Consider the following 20,616-nt stretch of genomic DNA (forward strand, 5'->3'; position numbering starts at 1 on the left):
CCCCGACCATCACGTGAGAACGAGGAGGAAACATGCCTGCATCGAGGAAGAACAGCTCCGTCAAGGACCCCGAGCTCTACGAGGAGCTGCGCGACGACGGCGCGTCGAAGGAGAAGGCCGCGCGCATCTCCAACGCCGCCGCCGCCCGAGGCCGGTCCTCCGTGGGCCGCAAGGGCGGGAAGTCCGGGGACTACGAGGACTGGACCGTCAAGGAGCTCAAGGGCCGGGCCAAGGAGCTCGGGCTCTCCGGCTACTCGGACAAGAAGAAGTCCGAGCTCATCAAGGAGCTGCGGAACCACTAGGAACCAGCGCCCACCCGTCGCCGCTCCGAGCGACCAGTCCGCGCTCCTCGAAGGCCTCGAGCCAGCCCTCCATGGGCCACCAGCCCCACCGCCGGGCGAAGACCTCGGCGTTGCGGACGACGTCCTGGACGTGCTCCACCGGCGGTCGGCTGACCGGGTGGTGCTGGTGGAACGCGTCCGCGCCGCCCACCCAGGCCATCGGGACGCCTGCCGAGCGCGCCCGCTGGCCGAAGTCGGTGTCCTCCCCGCCGTAGCCCACGTAGGCCTCGTCGAAACCACCGATCCGGTCCCAGGTCGCCGGTGTGACGGCGAAGGACAGGGACCAGAACAGGCGGTGGTCGTCGCTCGGCTCGACGGAACCGACGACGGGGTCGGGCCGGGCCGGGTGGGGCGATCGCAGGTCCGCGAGACGGTCGAGGTCGTACCCCTGTGCGCCCACCGGCGGCAGGTACGTGACCGGCCCCGACAGCAGCGCTCCCGCGTGCTGCCGGGCAGCCCGGTCGTACCACTCGAGCAGGCCCGGACCAGGGATGCAGTCCACGTCGAGGAACACGACGAGGTCGGGACGCAGGCCCATCGCCTCCCGGGCACCCCGGTTGCGGGCGGCGGCGAGCGGCAGCCCCAGCGGATCCCGCGAGACCGGCACCAGCGCGGTCGGCAGCCCGGGCAGCACGAGCTCGTCCACCGTGAGCGGGTCGTCCATCGCGACGACGACGTGGGCAAGGGGCCGGCGGCTCGAGCGCAGGAGGCCCCGGCGCTGGCGGGCGAGGTGGTCGCGTCGGCCGTGCACCACGGTGACGACGACGACTCCCCCGCTCACCGCGACACCGGACCTCGTCGGGCCAGCTCCTCGTGCAGGACCTTGGCTGCGCGCTCCGCGCCCTGACCGTCGTTCCAAGCGATCCAGGCCTCACCGTCGTGGGCGTCGGCCTCCTCGAGGAGGTCGGCCCAGCCGTCCTGAGGGAAGGCGCTGCGCACCACGGCGGGGGACGGCTGGAGCAGGGCGAGCGCAGCGGCCAGGGCGTCCTGCTCGCCGAACGGCCTGGCCTGGGGAACGATCACCGCCGGCCGACGGGCCGCGGCCACCTCGGCGACGGCGTTCTGGCCGGCATGGGTGATCACGACGTCCGCCGCGCACAGCTCGTCCCACGGGTCCTCGACCCACGGGCCCTCGTCGCCGCCGAGCACGCGCCAGTCCCAGTCGGGTGTCTGGTTCCTCGCGGCCTCCGCCTGGGCCGGTGTCACGGCGTGGCCCCCGGCCCCGAGCATGAGCAGGACGCGTCGCCGGTCGCCGCGTGGGCGTGGCACCGGCGGGCGGTCGTCGAACCTCGAGAACGCACCTACCGTGACCAGCCGGTCGTCCACGGTGCTGCGCAGGACGCCGTGGGCGTGCTCGGGCCAGGGGGCCACCACGGACCGGGCGATCCCGTGGGCCAGCGCGTGCGGCGCGTCCCGCCGGTCCCCCGGCTGCGCCATCGTGACCACCGGGACGCCGTGGAGCCGCGCCAGGAGCGCGACCTCCACGGAGACGTCCACCACCATGAGCTCGGGGTCCACGTCGTCGATCCAGCTGGAGATCTCGGCCATGCGTCGGCTGAGCCCGCGGTGCCGCTCCGGCACCCAGTGCAGGCGTCCGCCCGCAGTGGGGTCCCGCGAGACGTCCTCGTCGTCGTCACGCGGCAGCTCGATCCAGTGACCCACCCACTCGGCGGGGCGGGGCAACGAGCTGAGCCCGACGCCGGGGCCGGTGCGGGCCGCGACGGCGAGCGTCCGCTGCAGGTGTCCGCGCCCGTGGTGGTGCACGTAGTAGCCGATCATGCTGCGGCCCTCAGGCCGGTGAGCTCGTCGTAGACCTGCTCGTACCCGTCCACCATGGCGTCCACGCCGAGGTGACGGACGGCGTGCTCGCGGACGTCGGCACGATCGAGCCGCCTGGCCCCGAGCAGCGCCTCGGCGAGAGCGTCGGGGTCGTCGGGCGCGGCCAGCACCCCGGTCCCCGGAGCGACCACCTCGGTCAGGCCACCCCGGGCGAAGGCCGCGACGGGCGTGCCGCACGCCATGGCCTCCGCGGCCACCAGGCCGAAGGGCTCGTCCCAGACCGGCGAGACGGCGGCGACGGAGGCCCGGCCCACGAGGTCGGCCAGCGCGCGGCCGCCGAGGTGCCCGGCCCACGTGGCCGACGGCCCGAGCAGGGGCTGCACCTGGTCGCGGAAGTACGTGGTGTCCAGGACGGGTCCGGCCAGCACGATGGGCAGCCCGGCCGCCCGGGCCGCGAGGACCGCGAGGTGCGGCGCCTTCTCCGGGACCAGACGACCGGTCCAGACGACGGGTCCCCCGCCCGGCCCGGCCCGCCAGTGGTCGGTGTCCACGCCGTTCGAGACGACGGTGGCATCGGTGACGTGGCTCCAGGCCGCCGCCGTGTGCCGGCTCACCGCGGTGAACCGGACCGAGTCGCCGGCCAGGGCGATGGCCGACTCGAGCCACGCGATGGGCGGCGTGTGCAGGCTCGTCACCGTGGGAAGACCGGTCATGGAGGCCATGGCCACGGGGAGGTGGTGCAGCGAGTTGTTGTGGACGAGGTCGAACCGACGCCTCCCGGTCCGGGCCAGGTCGAGCATGAGGCTCAGGTAGGCGTGGTGCTCGCGCATCCAGGAGGCCGGCATCGCACCGACGTCGGCGCGGGCGGTCTCGCTCGGCTCGAAGCCCTGCACGTCGAGCGCGCCGGCCGCGAACCTCGGGTGCGAGCCGGGGGCGGCGAACACGCTCACGTCGTGCCCGCGCTGCCGGAGGCGGTCGGCGAGCATCGCCGTGTGCGCCGCCAGGCCACCCTGGAACGGCTCGCGGATGGGGAACCGGGACGAGGCGACCAGGCAGACCCTCATCGGCCCAGCACCTCGGAGTAGATCGCCTGGTGGGCCACGGCCACCTCGTGACGCTGGCGCTGGCGCTCCGCCACCGAGACCGGGGGCGGCGGTGCGAGGCGAGCCCGGCGGACGGCCTCGACCAGCGAGTCCGGGTCGTAGGCCGTCTCGTCCATGACGTAGGACTCCACGGGCCCCTGCTCGGCGTAGTAGCCGCACGTGGGCGCGACCACGGCCGTGCCCACGTCCCGGCACGCCTCCAGCCAGCCCGAGTGCGTGCCGAAGCGGTAGGGCAGCACGGAGACGTCGATCCCGGCGAGATAGGCCCAGAGCTCGTCGTCGGAGAAGTAGTCGTGGACGTGCAGCTCCACCACGTCGCTCTCGCGCCGCGCCGCCTCGAGCAGCGCGGGGTGGTGGTGACGACCCGTGGGATCGGCCACGTCGGTGTGCATGTCGAGCTGCAGGACACCTCCCGGAACCTCGCGGACCGCCTCCGCGAGGGCGGGGACGATGGCGGCGGGGTCCATCGACGGCCTCAGGCTCTTGGCGTGCAGTCCCACCCGGAACGTGTCGCGGGGCCGCGCCGCATGTCGCTCCTGCCACCGGGCCATGTCCTCCGGCTCGAGCACGTGCGGGTGCGGCAGGACCGTGGCGGAGCGGTGCCATCGCTCCTCCACCTCCCGGGCGGCGCCGGGTGTCAACGTGATGACGTCGTCGGCGGCCGGGACCAGCACGTCGAGCTGCGCGTCGTGCGCCGCGCGGTCCCGCTGGTGCGGGTTGCGCAGGTCGTGGACGGTGAGGACGAGGGGCCTCCCGTGGCGCCGCAGCGTCTGGACGAGCTCATCGAGCTGCTCCACCGAGCGCGCGTCGAACCCGAAGTGGACGTGGTAGAGGTCGAACGCCTCGCGCTCGTCCTGGACCCACTGCGCCTCCAGCATCCGTGGCGGCCACCACCGGGCCGCGGCCGGTCCGGCGTCCCGCGGCCGTGGGTCCGGGAGACGGACCACGTCCTCCGTCCCGTCGACGGCCAGGTGCCGCACGTAGACGTGCGAGGAGGGGACGGACGCGACCCGGATCGTGGCGCGCGCGGACGGGGCGAGGGTCATGGGGGCCTTTCGACGACGTTCATCGAGCGACCGGCTGCACTCCGTCCTGTCGTACCCACGTCCTGGTGCGTCATGCACCGGCCCTACCGCGGTCGCGACCTCCAGGTGCGAGCACCGATCGTGAGCATCCGCAGCTGCTTCTCGGTGGCCGCCACGATGGCCTGCTCGCCGTCGCGGTCCTGTGTGTAGAGGAGTCGCTCCACTGCGGCCACGAGGGCCGTCACGATGAGGTTGGCCGACACGCGGAGGTCCTCGCTCGACCACTGGACCGCACCGGGCATCCGGGCGAAGTCGAGCGCGATCTCGGCCTCGAACAGCTCGAGCTCGCGGCGGATGGCCGTGCGGACCGCCGCGGAGCCGCCCACGCGCTCGCGGGTCAGGAACACGAACTGCAGCCGCTCGGTGTGGACACGGTCGACGAGCACCCCGAGGGACGGGACGATCGCGCCGTCGGAGATGGGCCGGGCGGAGCGGACGTCGCTCAGGAGCTGGCGCAGGGTCCCGAAGAGCTCGTCGACGAGCGCCAGACCCAGCTCGTCGGCCGAGGCGAAGTGCCGGTAGAACGCGTTGGGGGCGATGCCCACCTCGCGGGCCACGTGCCGCAGCGAGAGGGCCGACAGCGAACCCTGCTCCGACAGCTCGAGGGCGGCGTCGAGGATCGCCCGACGGGTGCGCTCCTTGCGCTCCGTGCGGGTCAGCTCGGGCTCTTCCGGCGTGCTCACGATCACACCCTACCGATTCGTGGACACCTGACCACCGCGTGACCTGCACAAACGTGGAACGTGGCTGCGCTCACAGTGATTCCGGGTTGACCATACCGGCAGTATGCACCGATGGTTGGTGGACAGGTGTCCACCGTTTCACCACCGCCATCATCGAAGGGGAAGTCATGACGATCACCCAGCGGGTCCTCGGGTCCCGGGTCCTCGCAGCCCTCGCGTCGCCGCACGGCGTCGACCGCTACCTCGAGCAGATGAACCCCATGTGGGCCGCCACCGAGGTCCGCGCCCGCGTCGTCTCCGTGACGCGCGAGACCACCGGGGAGCACCCCGTCGCGACCCTCGTCCTCCAGCCCACGAGCACGTGGCGCGGGCACCGCTCCGGCCAGTACGTGCAGGTCGGCGTGGACCTCGAGGGCGGACGCCGCACGACGCGCTGCTTCTCCATCTCCTCGGGCGCCTCCCTGCCCGGCGAGCGCTTCTCCATCACGGTGCGCGCCCACGAGGAGGGCATCGTCTCCAAGTACCTGGTCCGCGAGGCCCAGCCCGGCCTGATCCTCCACCTGAGCCAGGCCGAGGGCGAGTTCACGCTCCACGAGAGCGCCGCGACCCCCACCAACAACCACCTGCTGATGATCTCCGGCGGCTCCGGCATCACGCCCGTCATGTCCCACGTGCGCACGCTGCTGCGCGACGGGTACGACGGTCACGCCAACCGCAAGGTGACCTTCCTGCACTACGCCCGCTCGCCCGAGGACCAGATCTTCGCGGAGGAGCTGGCCGAGATCGCGGCCGCCGACAACGGCGTGACGGTGCACCTGCGGTACGGCAACCACTTCTTCGACGCCGACGAGCTCGAGCGCATCGTGGGCGACTTCCGCGACCTCGACACCTGGGTCTGCGGTCCCGGTGGTCTCGTGGAGCTCGTCCAGGAGGCCTACGCCGACTCACCGCGCCTGCGGGTGGAGTTCTTCAAGCCGCCGGCGTTCGCCGTCGACGGCGACGCCGAGGGGACCGTGGCGTTCGCCCGCTCGGGCGAGGCTGCGGCCAACACCGGCGAGAGCATCCTCGAGCAGGCCGAAGCAGCCGGCCTCAAGCCCGAGTACGGCTGCCGCATGGGCATCTGCTTCTCCTGCACCTCGCGCAAGACCGAGGGAACCGTCCGCAACATCCTCACGGGCGAGACGTCCTCGCTCCCCGACGAGGACATCCGCATCTGCGTGTCCGCCCCCGTCGGCTCCTGCTCCGTCGACCTCTAGCCCGTCAGCCGCCCAGGGCCCGGCACCCCTGCCCGACCAGCGCTTCCACCGACTCCCGAAGGGAAACACCATGACCACGCTCCCGTTCGCCCGCCCCCGCAAGAACACGGTCCGCGCCTCGGACCCCAAGATCCCCAACCTGACGCCCGAGCAGCTCGAGGAGTTCGGCGCCGAGATGGACGCGATCCGTCAGCGCGTCATCGCCGACCTCGGCCAGGCCGACGCCGACTACATCCGCGGCGTCGTGAAGAAGCAGCAGCAGTTCGAGGTCGCCGGCCGCGCGATGTTCTACTTCCCGCCGGCGTGGCCGCTCGCCGTCGCCGCCCTGAGCGTCAGCAAGATCCTCGAGAACATGGAGATCGGGCACAACGTGATGCACGGCCAGTACGACTGGCTCGGCGACCCGAAGCTCAACTCGCGCATCTACGACTGGGACAACGTGTGCCCCGGTGAGCAGTGGAAGTACAGCCACAACTACATCCACCACACGTTCACCAACATCCTCGGCAAGGACCGCGACATCGGCTACGGCGTCCTGCGCATGGACGAGGACCAGAAGTGGCACCCGTACTACCTGGGCAACCCGGTGTACGCGCTGCTGCTCATGACGTTCTTCGAGTGGGGCGTGGCGATGCACGACCTCGAGGTCGAGAACATCGTGAAGGGCACCCGCAAGATGGAGGAGAACAAGCAGCTCCACGCCGGCATCATGAAGAAGGTCAAGCGTCAGGCGCTCAAGGACTATCTGATCTTCCCCGCGCTGACCGGCCCGTTCTTCCCGCTCACGTTCGCCGGCAACGCCGCCGCCAACCTCGTGCGCAACGTGTGGGCCTTCAACATCATCTTCTGCGGACACTTCCCCGCGGGCGTGGCCACCTTCACGGAGGAGGAGTGCGAGGACGAGTCGCGCGGGCACTGGTACTACCGCCAGCTGCTCGGCTCGGCCAACATCTCCGGAGGCAAGCTCTTCCACACGATGTCGGGCAACCTCTCGCACCAGATCGAGCACCACCTCTTCCCCGACATCCCGGCGCGTCGCTACCCCGAGCTCGCCGTCGAGGTCAAGGAGATCTGCAACCGCTACGGCATCGAGTACAACACCGGTCGCCTCAGCAAGCAGCTCTTCTCCGTGGCGCGCAAGATCGTGCGCCTGTCGTTCCCGACGCCCAAGCCCAAGACGGCCGCTCCGGCGGACGTCGAGGTCGCAGCAGCGGCCTGACCCGCTGCGCGCGGCTCCGCCCGGCCCTCTCGGGGGCCGGGCGGAGCCGTCTCTCCGTCCCGGACCCGGGTCCGGCGGTGACCGCGACCCCGGCACGTCGGGATGCGGCCTACTAGGATCGACCCATGCGTCCCCCGGGCGCCTGGGCCCTCCTCGACCAGGCTCGTCTGCAGGCGCTGTCCGACCTCGGCCTCACGGAGGCCTCCGACCCCGGCATGGAGCGCTACGCCGAACGCGTGCGCGACCGGCTCGGCGTCCCGGTCTCCCTCGTCTCGCTCGTGCAGGCGGACCAGCAGGTGTTCCCGGGCATGTGCGGGCTCCCCGACCCGTGGGCCTCGCGGCGCGCCACGCCGCTCAGCCACTCGTTCTGCCAGCACGTCGTGACGTCCGGACAGCCGCTCGTCATCGACGACGCACGCTCCGAGGAGCTGGTCCAGGACAACCTTGCCGTCAGCGAGCTCTCCGTCGTGGCCTACGCCGGCATGCCGCTCACCGACGACGACGGCCACGTCCTGGGCTCGTTGTGCGCGATCGACACCGAGCCACGCTCCTGGACCCCCGAGGAGATCGCGCTCCTGCAGGACGTCGCGCTCGACTGCATGCACGAGATCCGACTGCGGCTCTCGCGGCTCGACGCCGACCGGGAGCGGGAGCGCCGCGACGCCGCCCAGGCGGGCCTGGAGCTGGCCGCCGCCCGCGCGATCCGGCTGCTGGGGATCGCCGAGGCGCTCAACACGTGCCGCACCATCAGCGACCTGCGCCAGGTGCTGGCCGGGTTCGTCGACGACTCCACCGGTCTCTTCGACGCCGTGCTGCACCTGCCGTCGCAGTCGCGGCCGTCGCTCCCGACGCGCCCCGCCCCGGGGACCAGCGACGTCCTCCTCGTCGAGGACCTCGAGCACGACACGGGCGGCCTGTCCTCGCGGGCCGTCGAGCAGCTGCGGGCGCGGGGCGCGCAGGCGGTCGGCTACCTCCCCGTGCACGGGTCGGGCGAGCACCCCGCCGTCATCGAGCTGCTCTGGAAGGCTCCGCGCCGCCTCGACGAGGACGAGCACGTCATGGCGGCGGCGCTCAGCGCCTACGCGTCCCAGGCCCTCGAGCGCGCCATCCTCCTCGAGGACCGCATCTCGGTCGCCCACCAGATGCAGGCCGCGATGCTGAGCGAGCTGCCTCGGGACTCAGGCCTCGACCTGGCCGCCTGCTACGTCCCCGCCAAGGCCGAGGAGCGCGTGGGCGGCGACTGGTACGACGCCCTGGTCCTCCACGAGGCCACGGGGGGACGCGCCCCCGTCCTGCTCACCGTCGGCGACGTGACGGGCCACGACATCACGGCGGCCACCGTGATGGGTCAGCTACGAGCCATGCTGCGCCAGACGGCGTCGGACCACCCCGACGAGCAGCCCTCGGCCCTGCTCCGGCGGCTCGAGCGCTCGTGCGAGCGGTTCGGTCTTCCCGCCACCGGCACCGCCGTGCTGGCCCGGCTCACGCCGTCGCCGGACGACTCGACGTGGCAGCTCACCTGGACCAACGCCGGACACCCGCCGCCGGTCGTGGTGGGTCCCGACGGGACGGTGCAGGTGCTCAGGCAGCACGACATGATGTTCGGCCATCACGACCTGCTGGTCGAGCCTCGCGAGGACCACGCCCTGGTGCTCCAGGCCGGCTCGGTGCTGGTCCTCTACACGGACGGGGTCACCGACGCCGTCTCGGTGGATCCCGAGCACCAGACGGACCGGCTCGTGGAGCTCGTCCAGGTGCACGGCGCGGGCGGATCACAGACTCTCGTCGACCGGCTCCGCGACACCTTCGCGGGCATGGACGACGACGTCGTGGCCGTGGTCGTCACGATCCCTCAGGCCTGACCCGCCACGGCGAGCCGACCTCAGTCGACCGCCGGGCCGGGGCGCCGGTGCCTGGGTCGGGCCTCGCGCCGACGGAAGAACGAGCGACCCTTCGTCGTGCCGGTGGCCACTCGCCGACCGACGGGGACCTCGGCCCCGTCGCCGCGCTCCTCGGGTCGGACCAGGCGCTCGGCCTGGCTGCTCACGTGATCCTCGTGGGAAACCATGACGGTGAGACGGGGTCTCGGCCTCTTCATGACGGGCCCGCAGCACGTGACCCTCGCCACGCCCCGGAGGGTGTCAGGCCGTGGCGGAGGGCGCGGGGGTCATGGCCCAGCGGATCGTGCCGGTGGCCAGACCGCCCAGCACGCGGACCGTCGTGCGCTCCGAGACGGGCAGCCACGGGAGGCGCAGCGGCAGCCGCGTCCAGGCGGGCATGAGTCCCACGGCCGCAGCGCCGATGACCCCGTAGGCGGGCCGCGCCGGGAGAGGGAGCGGGGGTCGGAGCAGGACGTGCCGGACCGCCTCCCTCGCCTCCGGGGTGCCGCGGAGCTCGGGTCGGAACGCGGCCAGCCGGTCCTGCAGCTCCTGGAAGGTCTGCGGCGGGTCGACCACGCCGAGCCGCTCCCCCACCTGGCCCACCTGGGCCACGTACTCGTCGCGCTCCTCGGCGGTGAGCTGCTGGGCGCCGTAGACCTCGTGGGCCTTGAGGAACGAGGCCGCCTCGGCGACGTGCACCCACTCCAGCAGGTGCGGGTCGGAGGCGGCGTAGGGGGAACCGTCGGGCATCGTGCCGACGATCCGCTCGTGGATGCGACGGACGGCGCGGACGGCGGACTCGGCGTCGTCGGCGGTGCCGAAGGTGGTGACGGCCAGGAAGTGGGACGTGCGGTTGAGCCGGCCCCACATGTCGCCGCGGTAGCCCGAGTGCTGGTGGACCGCCATCATCGCTGCGGGGTGCAGCGTCTGCAGCAGCAGGGCGCGCAGTCCGCCGACGAACATCGAGGCGTCGGCGTGGACCCGCACGATGGGGCTGTCCGGCTCGAACCAGCGCGCGCCCTCGCGCCCGTGGATCCGGTCGCGGTGGGCGGGCCCGTCGGGCCCGGCGACGCGCTCGAAGAGGGCGGCCCCGAGCTGGCTTCTCAGGTTCTCGACGGCGCTCATGCACCCAGCCTACGAGCGGGGCGTGCGCTGCGCCCCGGCCCGAGGCCCGAAGCGCGCACGAAAGCGCGCACCGGACGGTTCGGCCGGGCCGGCACGGGTACCCCGTCGCCATGACCGACTCTGAGATCACCAAGCTCGTCGACCTGACCAAGGACTCCCGCTTCTGCATGCTGACCACGACGGACGACGACGGGACGCTCGTCAGCCGCCCGATGGCCCGGCAGGACGTCGACCTCGACGTGGTGCTGTGGTTCATCGCCACGAAGGACTCCCGCAAGGCCCGCCACATCGCCGCGCGTCCAGGCGTCTCGGTGACGTTCTCGAGCGAGACCTCATGGGTCTCCCTCGCCGGGCACGCCGAGGTGGTGGACGACCTCGACCGGCTCCGCGAGCTGTGGAGCACGTTCGCCGAGGCCTGGATCCCCGAGGGCCCCGAGGACCCGAACGCGGTGCTCATCAAGGTCGACGCGAAGACGGCCGAGTACTGGGACAACCCGGGTGGACGCGTCTCCAGCGTCATCAGCCTGGTGAAGTCCAAGGTGACGGGGCAGCCCTACGACGGCGGCGAGCACGACGTGGTCGAGAATCTATGACGTGCTGACCGTCCACCGCCACGTCGACGCCCCCACCGACGTCGTGTGGAGGCTCCTCGTGGACCTGCGCGAGTGGCCCCGCTGGGGGCCGACGGTGCGACGGGCCGAGCTGGAGCACGGAGGCGAGCTCGGCGTCGGCTCGCGCGGACGGGTGTGGACGCCCGTCGGCGTGCCGCTGCCGTTCGTCGTGACGTCGTTCGAGCCGGGCCGACGCTGGGCGTGGTCGGTGGCGGGCGTGCCGGCGACCGACCACGGGGTGTCGCCCGAGGGGTCCGGGACCCGGCTCACCATGAGCGCCCCGGTGTGGGCGCCGGCCTACCTGCCCGTGCTGGCAGCGGCGCTGCGCCGCATCGAGGTCCTCGCCACGGCCTGATCTGCCGGTTTCGTCCGCCGGAGGACGAACAATGAGGGGTTGGGGTCGCTGGCACGACCACCAACCCTCATCCTTCGTCAGTCCAGCACCAACGACGAGGGATCCGGGTCGTCCCAGCGACCACCAACCCTCATCCTTCGTCCGCCCAGCACCAACGACGAGGGATCCGGGTCGTCCCGACGACCACGAACCCTCATCCTTGGTCGGGCGCGGGCGCGGGGCGCGGGGAGGTCAGCGCTGGGGGGTGAGGGCGCTGCCGTCGCGGAGCTGGGCGGCGAGCGGGCAGTCGAAGGGGTCGCGCGCCCGCAGGCCGACGTTGTTGAGGTAGTCGACCACGATGGCGTAGGAGTGGAAGAGCCCGACCTCCATGTAGTCGATGCCCTCGCGCTCGCAGTGCGCCTTGACCATCGGCTGCGCCTTGCGCAGGTTGCAGCGCGGCATGCTCGGGAAGAGATGGTGCTCGATCTGGTAGTTGAGGCCGCCCATGGCCCAGTCGACGACGGGGTTGCCCCGCACGTTGCGCGAGACCATGACCTGACGGCGCAGGAAGTCCAGCTTCATGTCCGGCGGGATGATTGGCATCCCCTTGTGGGCCGGCGCGAACGAGGCGCCGAGGCAGAACCCGAAGACCGCCATCTGCAGCGCGAAGAACGCCAGCGCCTTGCCGAGCGGCAGGAACGCCAGGAGGATCGCGACGTACACCGTGAGCCGGGTGACGACGAGGAACAGCTCGGTGCGTCGCCACGGCTGGGTGGACGTCTTGTCGCGCGCCGCACGGATGCTCTCGGCGTGGAGGTTCAGGCCCTCGAGCGTCAGGAGCGGGAAGAACAGCCAGCCCTGACGCTTCACGAACCAGCCGGCGAACCCGGTCTGGCGCTCGGCCACTATGCCCGGCGTGAAGGCGATGGCACCAGGGCCGATGTCGGGGTCGTAGCCCTCGAGGTTGGGGCCGCGGTGGTGCATGTTGTGCTTCGCGCGCCACCAGGCGAAGCTCAGGCCGGCGAAGGCGCCGGCGAGGATCCGCGCCGTCCAGGCGTTGCGCTCGGACGAGGCGAAGATCTGCCGGTGCGCCGCGTCGTGGCCGAGGAAGCCGAACTGCGTCACCACGACGCCGAGGGCCGCGGCCAGGACCAGCTGTAACCAGGAGTTCCCGAGCAGGAAGAAGCCGACCCAGATCCCGAGGAACGCAGCGACGTGCACGCCGATCTGGAACGCGTAGTAGGCGTGCCGACGCTCCAGCAGTCCCGCGTCCCTGACCTCGGCCATGAGGTCGGTGAAGTGGCTGACGTAGGGCGAGCCGGGCGCTCCGGGGCGGGCCGAGGTGCCGGGAAGTGCTTCTGAGGTCATCAGCGTCCGCCTGAGGATCGAGGAGCGTGCGGCATCGTGCAGGTCCCGCGTCGTGCCGACGAGACGTCCTCAGGCTACGCGGAGAGGGACCACCCCGCCCACCACCACGGAGCGCGTTCCAGGACACACCGCTCGTGCCCTCCCCCACGCCCGTCCAGGATCAGGAAAGGGCCTGGTAGGCGTCACCGAGCAGGAGGAAGCCGACGATCCCGACCACCCAGGCCGTCGTCTCCCCTGCGGCCCGGGTGATCCATCCGTCGACGCGGACCAGGAGCGGGTCGAGCCGTCTCCGGGCGGCGACGCGCGCCGCCGTGAGCACCAGGGCGGGCAGCACCATCACGAGGCAGTAGGCGGCGAGCAGCAGCACCCTCGTCGGCCAGGACCCGTCCGTGGCCGAGATGGTCCCGACCGCGGCCAGGTAGGGCAGCATCATGGCCAGCTCGATGACGGTGACCACGAGCGCGAGACCCACGAGTCCGCGCGCCGAGGAGTCCGCCGAGACGCGCTCGCGCCACCGCCGCAGACGCCCCGGCGACCCCGTGTCCGGCCGACGGGTCCACAGCACGGCCCACCCGAGCAGCCCTGCGCCCGCGACGAGCTGCACCCACCGCAGCCAGCGCTGGTCGGCCAGACCACCAGCGAGGCCGGACGCGACGTCGACGCCCGCGAGCAGCAGCAGCCCCACGCCGAGGTAGAACGTGGCGACGGTGCCGAGGTAGACGGCCATCCGGCCCACGCGTGTGGCGCCGGGTGCCAGAAGGAGCCACAGCGGGACCACGAGGGTCCCCACGCTCGTCGAGTCCACGAGAGCGAGGAAGAGAAGAGTGCTCAGCTGGGCGGGCGAGACGTCCATGGGGCCAGTCTCGCGGGGCCGAGCCGGCGGACGCATCGGCCGTGCGGGGGATCCTGTCCCCGACTTCCGGCGGGGGCCCGCGGACCGGTGACTACGCTCGCCCCATGGCGGACGTCATCGAGGTCGAGCAGCACCTGGCGCGGATCCTGGCGGCGACGCCGCGGCTCGCCAGCGAGCGGGTGGCGGTGCGCGACGCCGTCGGTCGGACGCTCGCCGCCGACGCCGCCGCCGTCCACGACGTGCCGGCGTTCGAGAACTCGAGCATGGACGGGTTCGCCGTCCGGCACGCCGACGTCGCCCCGGCCTCGGCAGAGCGCCCGGTCCGCCTCGTCGTCGTGGCCGACGTCCCCGCCGGCTCCGCGCTCGACCCCGCTCTCGCCCCCGGCCAGGCCGTCCGCATCATGACCGGCTCCGTCCTGCCCTCCGAGGCCGACACCGTCGTGCCCTTCGAGGACACGCTCGAAGGGCTCACCCCCGACGTGCCGCCGCACGTCACGGTCGTCGCGGCCCCCGGCCGCGAGGGCGCCTTCGTCCGGGCCAGGGCCGACGACCTCGCCGTCGGCGAACGCGTCCTCGTCGCGGGGACCGTCGTGGGTCCCCGGCAGGTGGCCTCGGCGCTGGCCACCGGCGTGACCACCCTCGAGGTCGTGCGCCGTCCCCGCGTCGCCATCATCACGAGCGGCAGCGAGCTGGTGCGCGGCGACGAGCCCCTCACGCGGGGCCAGGTCCCGGAGTCAAGCGGCGCGATGCTGGCCGCTCTCGCCGTCGAGGCCGGCGCCGAGGTGGTCTCCGTCGAGGCCGTCCTCGACGACGACGCAGCAGTGCTGGACACCGTCCGGGGCCTGGCGCACGCCGACCTCGTGGTGCTCACCGGCGGCGTCAGTGCAGGCGCGTACGACGCGGTGAAGTCCGCGCTCGGAGGAGCCGGCCTCATGCAGTTCTTCCACGTCCGGATGCAGCCCGGCAAGCCGCAGGGCTTCGGCGCGCCCGCGTCCGGACCACTCCTCCTCGGGCTGCCCGGCAACCCGGTGAGCACGGCCGTGTCGTGGGAGGTCTTCGTCCGCCCCGCGCTCCTGGCCCTGCAGGGTCGCACCGACCTCCACCGTCGGGTCGTCCGCGTGAGGGCCGCGACCGGGTGGCGCTCCCCCGTGGGCCGCCGTCAGTACGTGCCGGTGTCGCTCGACGTCTCCGACCCTGCGGCGTGGCTGGCCCGGCCCGCGTCGTCGGGGCACTCCGGCTCCCACCTGGTGGGCTCGCTCGCCCTCGCCGACGGTTACGCCGTGGTCCCGGCCGGGGCCGATTCCGTCGAGGCCGGCCAGCTCGTCGATGTCATGCTGGTGACATGACCGAACCCGTCCCCGACCCGGACCTCCGGGCCGCCGTCATCACGGTGTCCGACCGCGCCTCGTCCGGACGGGCCGCCGACCGCAGCGGGCCCCTCGCCGTGGACCTGGTGCGCGGAGCGGGCTTCGCGTGCGACGACGCCGTGGTGATCCCCGACGGGGCCGCGTCGGTGGAGGACGCCCTGCGCTCGGTGATCGACGCCGGGGCGCGCCTCGTCATCACGACGGGCGGCACGGGGGTCGGTCCCCGCGACGAGACACCCGAGGGCACCGTCCCGGTGATCAGCCGACTCCTGCCCGGCGTCGTCGAGGAGATCCGCCGAGCCGCGGCGCTCGAGAAGCCCGGCGGGATGCTCTCCCGCGGCGTCGCGGGCGTGGTCGACACCGGCGGGCCCGAGGACGGTGGTGGCGCCTTCGTCGTGAACCTGCCGGGCTCCACGGCCGCGGTCACCTCGGCCGTACCGATCGTGCTCTCGGTGGCCACCCACGTGATCGCCCAGCTCGAGGGCGGCGACCACTGATGGCCGACGTCCGCCTCACGGCCGTCACCGACGAGCGGCTCGACGTCGCGGCGCACCTCGCCGCGGTCGACGACCCGGCCGCCGGTGCCGTGGCCACGTTCATCGGCCAGGTCCGCGACCACGACCCCGACGTCGCCGGCACGGTGACGCTCCTGGAGTACGAGGCCCACCCCGACGCGGGGACGGTGCTGCGCGAGATCGCCGAGCGCGTCGCCGCCGACCACGCGGTGCAGGTGGCCGTGAGCCACCGCTCCGGCTCGCTGCGCGTGGGCGACCTCGCCGTCGTCGTGGCGGTCTCCTCCGCCCACCGGGCGGAGGCCTTCGAGGTGTGCCGCGCGCTCATCGAGACCGTGAAGACGGACCTGCCGGTGTGGAAGCGGCAGACCGACGACTCGGGCACCGCCGCCTGGAAGGGCCTCTGAGCTCAGCCGCCGGCGAACGGCGGCAGGACGTCGGCCCGCTCCGCGTCGGCCAGGCCGTGGTCGTCGCCACGACGGGTGCCGTCGACGAGCAGCGCGCAGTGGCCCAGCACCGCACCGAGGGCGGGATGGTCGCGCACGAGGGCCGACCGCAGCTCGCCCACCGTGGCCTCGTCGCGCCGCTCGGAGGAGACGCCCGCGGCGTCGCGCGCCGCGGCGAAGAAGCGGACCTCGATCACGCGGACTCCCCCGGACGCTCCCAGTCGCCGGAGCGCCCGCCCGACTTGGCGACGACGCGCACGTCGGTCAGGGTGGCGGCCCGGTCGAGCCCCTTCACCATGTCGATGACGGCGAGGCCGGCGACCGTGACCGCCGTGAGCGCCTCCATCTCCACCCCCGTGCGGTCCGCCGTGCGCACCGTGGCCTCGAGGTCGACGCCCGTGTCGGTGACCGTGAGGTCGACGCTCGCCCCGTGGATGCCGATGACGTGCGCGAGCGGAAGGATCGTGGGCGTCAGCTTGGCGGCCTGGATGCCGGCGATCCGCGCCACCGCCAGCACGTCGCCCTTGGGCACGTCGCCGGCCCGGAGCCGCTCCACGACGTCGGCTGCGACCGTGACTGTGCCGCGCGCGGTGGCCGAGCGGACCGTCGGCGTCTTGGCCGTCACGTCGACCATGCGGGCGTGACCGGAGTCGTCGAGGTGCGTGAACGTCATGTCCCGAGTCTCTCAGAACGTCACCGCCGCGGGGCTCACGAGCCGGTGGGGTGCACCGCCACCTCGACGGCCTTCACGAGCAGGTGGACGCGGGACCCCGGCACGAGCGCGAGGTCGGCGGCAGCACCGGGCGTCACCTCGGCCGCCACGGCCTGGCTGCCCGCGAGGGTCCTGATCCGCACCCGGTCCCCGAGCGGCTCGACGTCGGTGATCGTCGCCTCGAAGCTGTTGCGGGGACTGCCTGCGGGAGCCTGCGGGAAGACCGCGACGGCCGATGGCGAGAAGACCGCGACGACCTCGGCCCCCGCTGCGACGGCGCTCGTCGGGAGGCCCCGGACCGTGAGCGAGGGGTTCACGACGGCCGCGCCCTCCCAGGTCCCGCTCACGAGGTTGAGGCCGGCCACCTGGGCGGCGAACGCGCTGCGCGGTCGGGCGAGGACCTCGCGGGTCGGGCCCACCTCGACGACCCGGCCGCCGTCGACGACCACCACCCGGTCGGCGAGCAGCAGGGCGTCGAGCGCGTCGTGGGTCACGAGCAGGACGGTGCGGTCGGCGAGGACCGCTCGGAGCGTGTGCCGCAGGGCCGGGGTGACCGCGACGTCGAGGGCCGCCATGGGCTCGTCGAGGAGGAGGAGGTCCGGCTCCGCAGCGAGGGCGCGTGCCACCGCCACGCGCTGCGCCTGGCCACCGCTCAGCGTCTGGGGACGACGCTCGGCGAGGTCGGCCACCCCCACCTGCTGCAGCCACCGACGCGCAGTCGCTCGCGACGCCGAGCGTCCGGCCCCGGCGGACCGCGGACCGAAGGCGACGTTGTCGAGGACGTCGAGGTGCGGGAACAGGAGGGGCTCCTGGGCGAGCAGGGCGACCCGGCGGTCGTGCGGGGCCACGTCGTCCAAGGAACGGTCGCCGAGGCTGACCGCCCCGGACGACGGTCGCAGGAGACCCGCGGCGACCTCCAGGACCGTCGACTTCCCGGCGCCGTTGGGCCCGAGCAGCGCCACCGTCTCCCCGGCCGCGACGGACAGCCGCACCGCGACCTCCCGCTCCGCGACGGTCACGTCGAGGGCCAGCGGCGCGGAACCGGTCGCCGGGGCGGACGCTGGAGCATCGTGACCTCCCGGGAGTCGCACCTCGTCATCGGTCCAGCCGGGCTCCGGCTCGGCGGACGGCGGGACGTCGCGACGTCCGCGACGTCGCCGGGCCCCGAGGTCAGTCCCCTGGCCGGGGCCCGCCACGCCGATGACGACGACGGCCACGACCACCAGGACGAGGGAGAGCGCCACGGCGGCGTCGGGATCGGTGACGCGCTCGAGGTAGATCTGGATGGGCAGGGTGGAGGTGGTGCCCTGGAGCGACCCCGCGAAGGTGATGGTGGCCCCGAACTCGCCGAGCGCCCGGGCGAAGGCCAGGACGGCGCCGCTCACGAGGCCCGGGAGCACGAGCGGGACCGTCACGCGACGGAACACCGTGCTGGGCGACGCGCCGAGGGTCGAGGCCACCAGCTCGTGGCGGTGGCCGGCCGTGCGGAGGGCGCCCTCGAGCGAGATGACGAGGAACGGCAGCGCCACGAACGTCTGCGCGATGACGACCGCCGCGGTGGAGAACGCCACCTGAACGCCGAGCACGTCGAGCGTCGGGCCGAGCAGCCCCTTGCGACCGAACGTGTAGAGCAGGGCGATGCCGCTCACCACGGGCGGGATCACGAGCGGCAGCAGCACGAGGGAGCGCAGGACCCCCTGGCCCGGGAAGCTCGTGCGCGCGAGCACCACGGCCATGGGCACACCCAGGACGACGCACAGCACCGTGCTCACCGTGCTCGTGCGCAGGCTGAGCCACAGGGCGTCTCGGGCCGACTCCGACGTCACGAGCGAGACGAAGTCGGCCCAGTCGACCCGACTCACCATCGCGACGAGCGGGAGCAGGACGAACAGGACGCCCAGCAGCGCCGGCGCGTAGATCCAGCGCGGAACCCCGATCACGAGGCCTCTCCCGTCACGGACGCCCGAACCCGGCAGCACGCAGCACCTTCTGACCCTCCGCGCCCAGCACGTACGCGGCGAACGCCCGGGCGATGGTCGTGTGGTCGGAGTCCTTCAGCGTCGCGATGGGATAGGTGTTCACGGCCTCGGACGACTCGGGGAACGTGATGCCCTCGACGTCGTCGCCGGCCGCCTCGACGTCGGTGACGTAGACGAGTCCGGCGTCGGCCTCGCCCGACGTCACCTTGCCGAGGACGTCGGTGACGGACTGCTCCTGGCTCACGGGTGAGAGCTTCGTGCCCGTGACGTCGGCGACCGTCCTGGTGGCGCTGCCGCACGGGACCTGTGGTGCACAGACGACGAGGTCGAGGCCCTTCTTCGCGAGGTCGGCGAAGCCCGAGATCCTCGCCGGGTTGCCCGGCGGGACCGCGATCTCGAGCGTGTTGGTGGCGAAGTCCGCGGGATCCACGGCGTCGGCGCCGAGCTGGTCCATGGTCGTGGAGTCGGCTGACGCGAAGACGTCGGCGGGGGCTCCGGAGCGAATCTGCTCGACGAGGTCGGACGAGCCCCCGAAGCTCAGCCTGACGGTCACGCCGTCGTTCTCGGCCTCGAAGTCCTGCGCGATCTCGGTGAAGGAGGAGGTGAGCGAGGCCGCCGCGAGCACCGTGATCGTGACCGGCTCAGAACCGTTCCCGCCGCCCTTCTGGTCGCCGGAGGACCCGCAGGCGGCGACCGCCAGGAGCGTGAGGGCCAGCGGGGCCACCAGCCTGCGGCGAAGGCCGACGGCGGAGGTGTGGGACATGAGTGCCTCTCGACGATCTGGGTGGAAGGGAGGGTCCGGGGTCATGCCGTGCGGAGCTCGGTGCCGCAGTCGGTCGGGTCGTAGCCGGGCAGTAGCGTGGAGCGGCGCGCGAGCGCCGGGCTGCCCAGCAGCTCGACGAAGGCCTGGGCGGCCGGCAGCCCGGTCCACTCCTCGGCGAACCACAGCTCGACCGTGTGCTCCTCCAGCGCCACGAAGCCCAGGCCCAGGGAGTGCGCGGCAGGCTCCATGACCACGCCTGCGGCGCCTCCGCCGTGCGCCACCCTCCGCGCGACGTCGACGTGGCCGTGGCCGACCGGCCCGGGCAGGTCGACGTCGGCACCGGCCGCGCGGAGCGCCCGGACCAGTGCCTTCTGCGCGCCCGCCCCCGCATCGCGCTGGACGACGTCGGGACGTCGGGACGCCAGCTCGTCGATGCTCGGCACCGCGCCCGCCGGAGCGGTGAGTCCCACCTGCCAACGAGCCACGTGCCACCGGCGCACCGGGACGGGCGGCTCGGGCAGGTCGCCCGGCCGGGCGTGCACGAGCACGCCGTGGACGAGTCCCGCTCCGAGGGCCTCGACCGAACGACCCGTGGAGGCGTGGACGGCGAGGACCCGGCGACCGGACCGGGCGAGCAGGTCGGCGGCCAGGTCGAGCACGGGGTCGCAGCCCGTGAGCACGAGGCCCGCCGCGCTGGAGCCCGGCAGCCACTCGAGGCCGGCGTCCGTCACGACCGCGTCCGCGGCCGCCCATCCGTCGGACCCGTCGGCCCCGAACGTGAGCGGAGTCGTGACGAGCCGCTCCCCCACCCGTCCGGCGCCCACCGTCGTCCCCGGGGGCGCGGTCCGACCCAGGACGTCGCGGGACTCCTGCCCTCCCGCAGCGCCGAAGAGCTGCTCGACCGACGTCTCCAGGGCACGGGCCAGGGCCAGGGCGGCCGTGACGCCCGGGGCGTGGCGCCCTGCCTCGATGGCCCCCACGAGCTGTCGGGTCACCCCGGCCTGGCGCGCCAGCTCGGCCTGTGACCAGCCGCGACCTGTCCGTTCGGCCAGGATCCTGTCATTCATGCCCAGATCCTAGGCGACCGAGCACCGTGGTGGGAGCAATACCGCTCGGACGGGAAAAAGTTCCCACTATTTATTCGCTGCGACCGCAGCGGTTTCCGACGTTTTGCAACAAACGTTCACCAATCGGACCCAT

General features: G+C 73.0%; 23 protein-coding genes. 9 read left to right on the top strand and 14 right to left on the bottom strand.

Annotation, left to right across the window (positions count from 1 at the left end):
* The first annotated feature begins 32 nt into the window (after positions 1–32).
* Positions 33–302, top strand: a complete 270-nt coding sequence (locus ASD11_RS09805) for a DUF7218 family protein (RefSeq protein WP_056286477.1) — start codon at positions 33–35, stop codon at positions 300–302.
* Here ASD11_RS09805 and ASD11_RS09810 read toward each other — a convergent pair.
* The 5 genes from ASD11_RS09810 to ASD11_RS09830 all read right to left on the bottom strand — a co-directional run bounded on the left by ASD11_RS09810 (position 280) and on the right by ASD11_RS09830 (position 4,991).
* Entirely contained in the window at positions 280–1,122 is an 843-nt protein-coding gene (locus ASD11_RS09810; protein WP_056286480.1) for a glycosyltransferase family 2 protein, read from the bottom strand. The genes ASD11_RS09805 and ASD11_RS09810 overlap by 23 nt on opposite strands.
* On the bottom strand, positions 1,119–2,120 hold the full coding sequence (locus ASD11_RS09815; protein ID WP_056286481.1) for a glycosyltransferase: 1,002 nt from the start codon (positions 2,118–2,120) through the stop codon (positions 1,119–1,121). Before ASD11_RS09815 ends, ASD11_RS09810 begins: the two co-directional genes overlap by 4 nt.
* A complete protein-coding gene (locus ASD11_RS09820; RefSeq protein ID WP_056286484.1) occupies positions 2,117–3,184 on the bottom strand; it encodes a glycosyltransferase in 1,068 nt (355 codons plus the stop codon). Before ASD11_RS09820 ends, ASD11_RS09815 begins: the two co-directional genes overlap by 4 nt.
* The gene (locus ASD11_RS09825; protein WP_056286486.1) at positions 3,181–4,269 is read right to left on the bottom strand and encodes a glycosyltransferase; all 1,089 of its coding nucleotides are present in this window, start codon (positions 4,267–4,269) and stop codon (positions 3,181–3,183) included. Before ASD11_RS09825 ends, ASD11_RS09820 begins: the two co-directional genes overlap by 4 nt.
* A gap of 83 nt (positions 4,270–4,352) precedes the next feature.
* Positions 4,353–4,991 carry a TetR family transcriptional regulator gene (locus ASD11_RS09830; protein WP_235503290.1) on the bottom strand — a complete coding sequence of 213 codons (639 nt, stop codon included), beginning with the start codon at positions 4,989–4,991 and terminating at the stop codon, positions 4,353–4,355.
* A 167-nt stretch (positions 4,992–5,158) separates the two neighbouring features.
* Here ASD11_RS09830 and ASD11_RS09835 point away from each other — a divergent pair, with 167 nt between their 5' ends.
* The 3 genes from ASD11_RS09835 to ASD11_RS09845 all read left to right on the top strand — a co-directional run bounded on the left by ASD11_RS09835 (position 5,159) and on the right by ASD11_RS09845 (position 9,328).
* Positions 5,159–6,247 (top strand): ferredoxin reductase, encoded by a 1,089-nt coding sequence (locus ASD11_RS09835; RefSeq protein WP_056286489.1) that lies wholly within the window; start codon positions 5,159–5,161, stop codon positions 6,245–6,247.
* A gap of 70 nt (positions 6,248–6,317) precedes the next feature.
* Complete coding sequence (locus ASD11_RS09840; protein ID WP_082554269.1) at positions 6,318–7,466, top strand: fatty acid desaturase family protein; 1,149 nt, start codon at positions 6,318–6,320, stop codon at positions 7,464–7,466.
* Positions 7,467–7,591: 125 nt separating this feature from the next.
* Entirely contained in the window at positions 7,592–9,328 is a 1,737-nt protein-coding gene (locus tag ASD11_RS09845; protein ID WP_056286492.1) for a GAF domain-containing SpoIIE family protein phosphatase, read from the top strand.
* 20 nt (positions 9,329–9,348) lie between these two features.
* Here the strand turns inward: ASD11_RS09845 and ASD11_RS18140 are convergent, their stop codons facing one another.
* Both ASD11_RS18140 and ASD11_RS09850 read right to left on the bottom strand, forming a co-directional pair.
* On the bottom strand, positions 9,349–9,513 hold the full coding sequence (locus ASD11_RS18140; protein WP_156464675.1) for a hypothetical protein: 165 nt from the start codon (positions 9,511–9,513) through the stop codon (positions 9,349–9,351).
* A gap of 94 nt (positions 9,514–9,607) precedes the next feature.
* Positions 9,608–10,471, bottom strand: a complete 864-nt coding sequence (locus tag ASD11_RS09850; RefSeq protein ID WP_056286495.1) for an oxygenase MpaB family protein — start codon at positions 10,469–10,471, stop codon at positions 9,608–9,610.
* Positions 10,472–10,581: 110 nt separating this feature from the next.
* Here ASD11_RS09850 and ASD11_RS09855 point away from each other — a divergent pair, with 110 nt between their 5' ends.
* Complete coding sequence (locus tag ASD11_RS09855) at positions 10,582–11,064, top strand: pyridoxamine 5'-phosphate oxidase family protein (protein ID WP_056286499.1); 483 nt, start codon at positions 10,582–10,584, stop codon at positions 11,062–11,064.
* A gap of 1 nt (position 11,065) precedes the next feature.
* The gene (locus ASD11_RS09860) at positions 11,066–11,437 is read left to right on the top strand and encodes an SRPBCC family protein (RefSeq protein ID WP_056286503.1); all 372 of its coding nucleotides are present in this window, start codon (positions 11,066–11,068) and stop codon (positions 11,435–11,437) included.
* Positions 11,438–11,668: 231 nt separating this feature from the next.
* Here the strand turns inward: ASD11_RS09860 and ASD11_RS09865 are convergent, their stop codons facing one another.
* Entirely contained in the window at positions 11,669–12,784 is a 1,116-nt protein-coding gene (locus tag ASD11_RS09865) for a fatty acid desaturase family protein (RefSeq protein ID WP_056286507.1), read from the bottom strand.
* A 160-nt stretch (positions 12,785–12,944) separates the two neighbouring features.
* The gene (locus ASD11_RS09870; protein WP_162246474.1) at positions 12,945–13,637 is read right to left on the bottom strand and encodes a GAP family protein; all 693 of its coding nucleotides are present in this window, start codon (positions 13,635–13,637) and stop codon (positions 12,945–12,947) included.
* A 104-nt stretch (positions 13,638–13,741) separates the two neighbouring features.
* Between ASD11_RS09870 and ASD11_RS09875 the strand changes: the two genes are divergently transcribed.
* Genes ASD11_RS09875 through ASD11_RS09885 form a run of 3 tightly spaced genes read left to right on the top strand, consistent with a single transcriptional unit; the run spans position 13,742 to position 15,923 of the window.
* On the top strand, positions 13,742–14,983 hold the full coding sequence (locus tag ASD11_RS09875) for a molybdopterin molybdotransferase MoeA (protein WP_056286513.1): 1,242 nt from the start codon (positions 13,742–13,744) through the stop codon (positions 14,981–14,983).
* The gene (locus tag ASD11_RS09880) at positions 14,980–15,501 is read left to right on the top strand and encodes a MogA/MoaB family molybdenum cofactor biosynthesis protein (RefSeq protein ID WP_056286517.1); all 522 of its coding nucleotides are present in this window, start codon (positions 14,980–14,982) and stop codon (positions 15,499–15,501) included. Before ASD11_RS09875 ends, ASD11_RS09880 begins: the two co-directional genes overlap by 4 nt.
* A complete protein-coding gene (locus ASD11_RS09885) occupies positions 15,501–15,923 on the top strand; it encodes a molybdenum cofactor biosynthesis protein MoaE (RefSeq protein ID WP_056286520.1) in 423 nt (140 codons plus the stop codon). Before ASD11_RS09880 ends, ASD11_RS09885 begins: the two co-directional genes overlap by 1 nt.
* A 2-nt stretch (positions 15,924–15,925) precedes the next feature.
* Here ASD11_RS09885 and ASD11_RS09890 read toward each other — a convergent pair whose 3' ends face one another.
* From ASD11_RS09890 to ASD11_RS09910, 5 genes are read right to left on the bottom strand one after another with little or no spacing between them, the layout of a single operon-like run.
* Positions 15,926–16,159, bottom strand: a complete 234-nt coding sequence (locus ASD11_RS09890; RefSeq protein WP_056286521.1) for a MoaD/ThiS family protein — start codon at positions 16,157–16,159, stop codon at positions 15,926–15,928.
* Positions 16,156–16,635, bottom strand: a complete 480-nt coding sequence (gene moaC, locus ASD11_RS09895; protein ID WP_056286524.1) for a cyclic pyranopterin monophosphate synthase MoaC — start codon at positions 16,633–16,635, stop codon at positions 16,156–16,158. Before moaC ends, ASD11_RS09890 begins: the two co-directional genes overlap by 4 nt.
* 35 nt (positions 16,636–16,670) lie before the next feature.
* On the bottom strand, positions 16,671–18,614 hold the full coding sequence (locus ASD11_RS18660) for an ABC transporter permease (protein WP_235503291.1): 1,944 nt from the start codon (positions 18,612–18,614) through the stop codon (positions 16,671–16,673).
* A 13-nt stretch (positions 18,615–18,627) separates the two neighbouring features.
* Complete coding sequence (modA, locus tag ASD11_RS09905; RefSeq protein WP_056286530.1) at positions 18,628–19,416, bottom strand: molybdate ABC transporter substrate-binding protein; 789 nt, start codon at positions 19,414–19,416, stop codon at positions 18,628–18,630.
* A 41-nt stretch (positions 19,417–19,457) separates the two neighbouring features.
* Positions 19,458–20,483, bottom strand: a complete 1,026-nt coding sequence (locus tag ASD11_RS09910; RefSeq protein ID WP_056286533.1) for a substrate-binding domain-containing protein — start codon at positions 20,481–20,483, stop codon at positions 19,458–19,460.
* Positions 20,484–20,616: the final 133 nt, after the last annotated feature.

It is taken from the genome of Aeromicrobium sp. Root495 (genome assembly GCF_001426755.1).
Taxonomy (GTDB): domain Bacteria; phylum Actinomycetota; class Actinomycetes; order Propionibacteriales; family Nocardioidaceae; genus Aeromicrobium.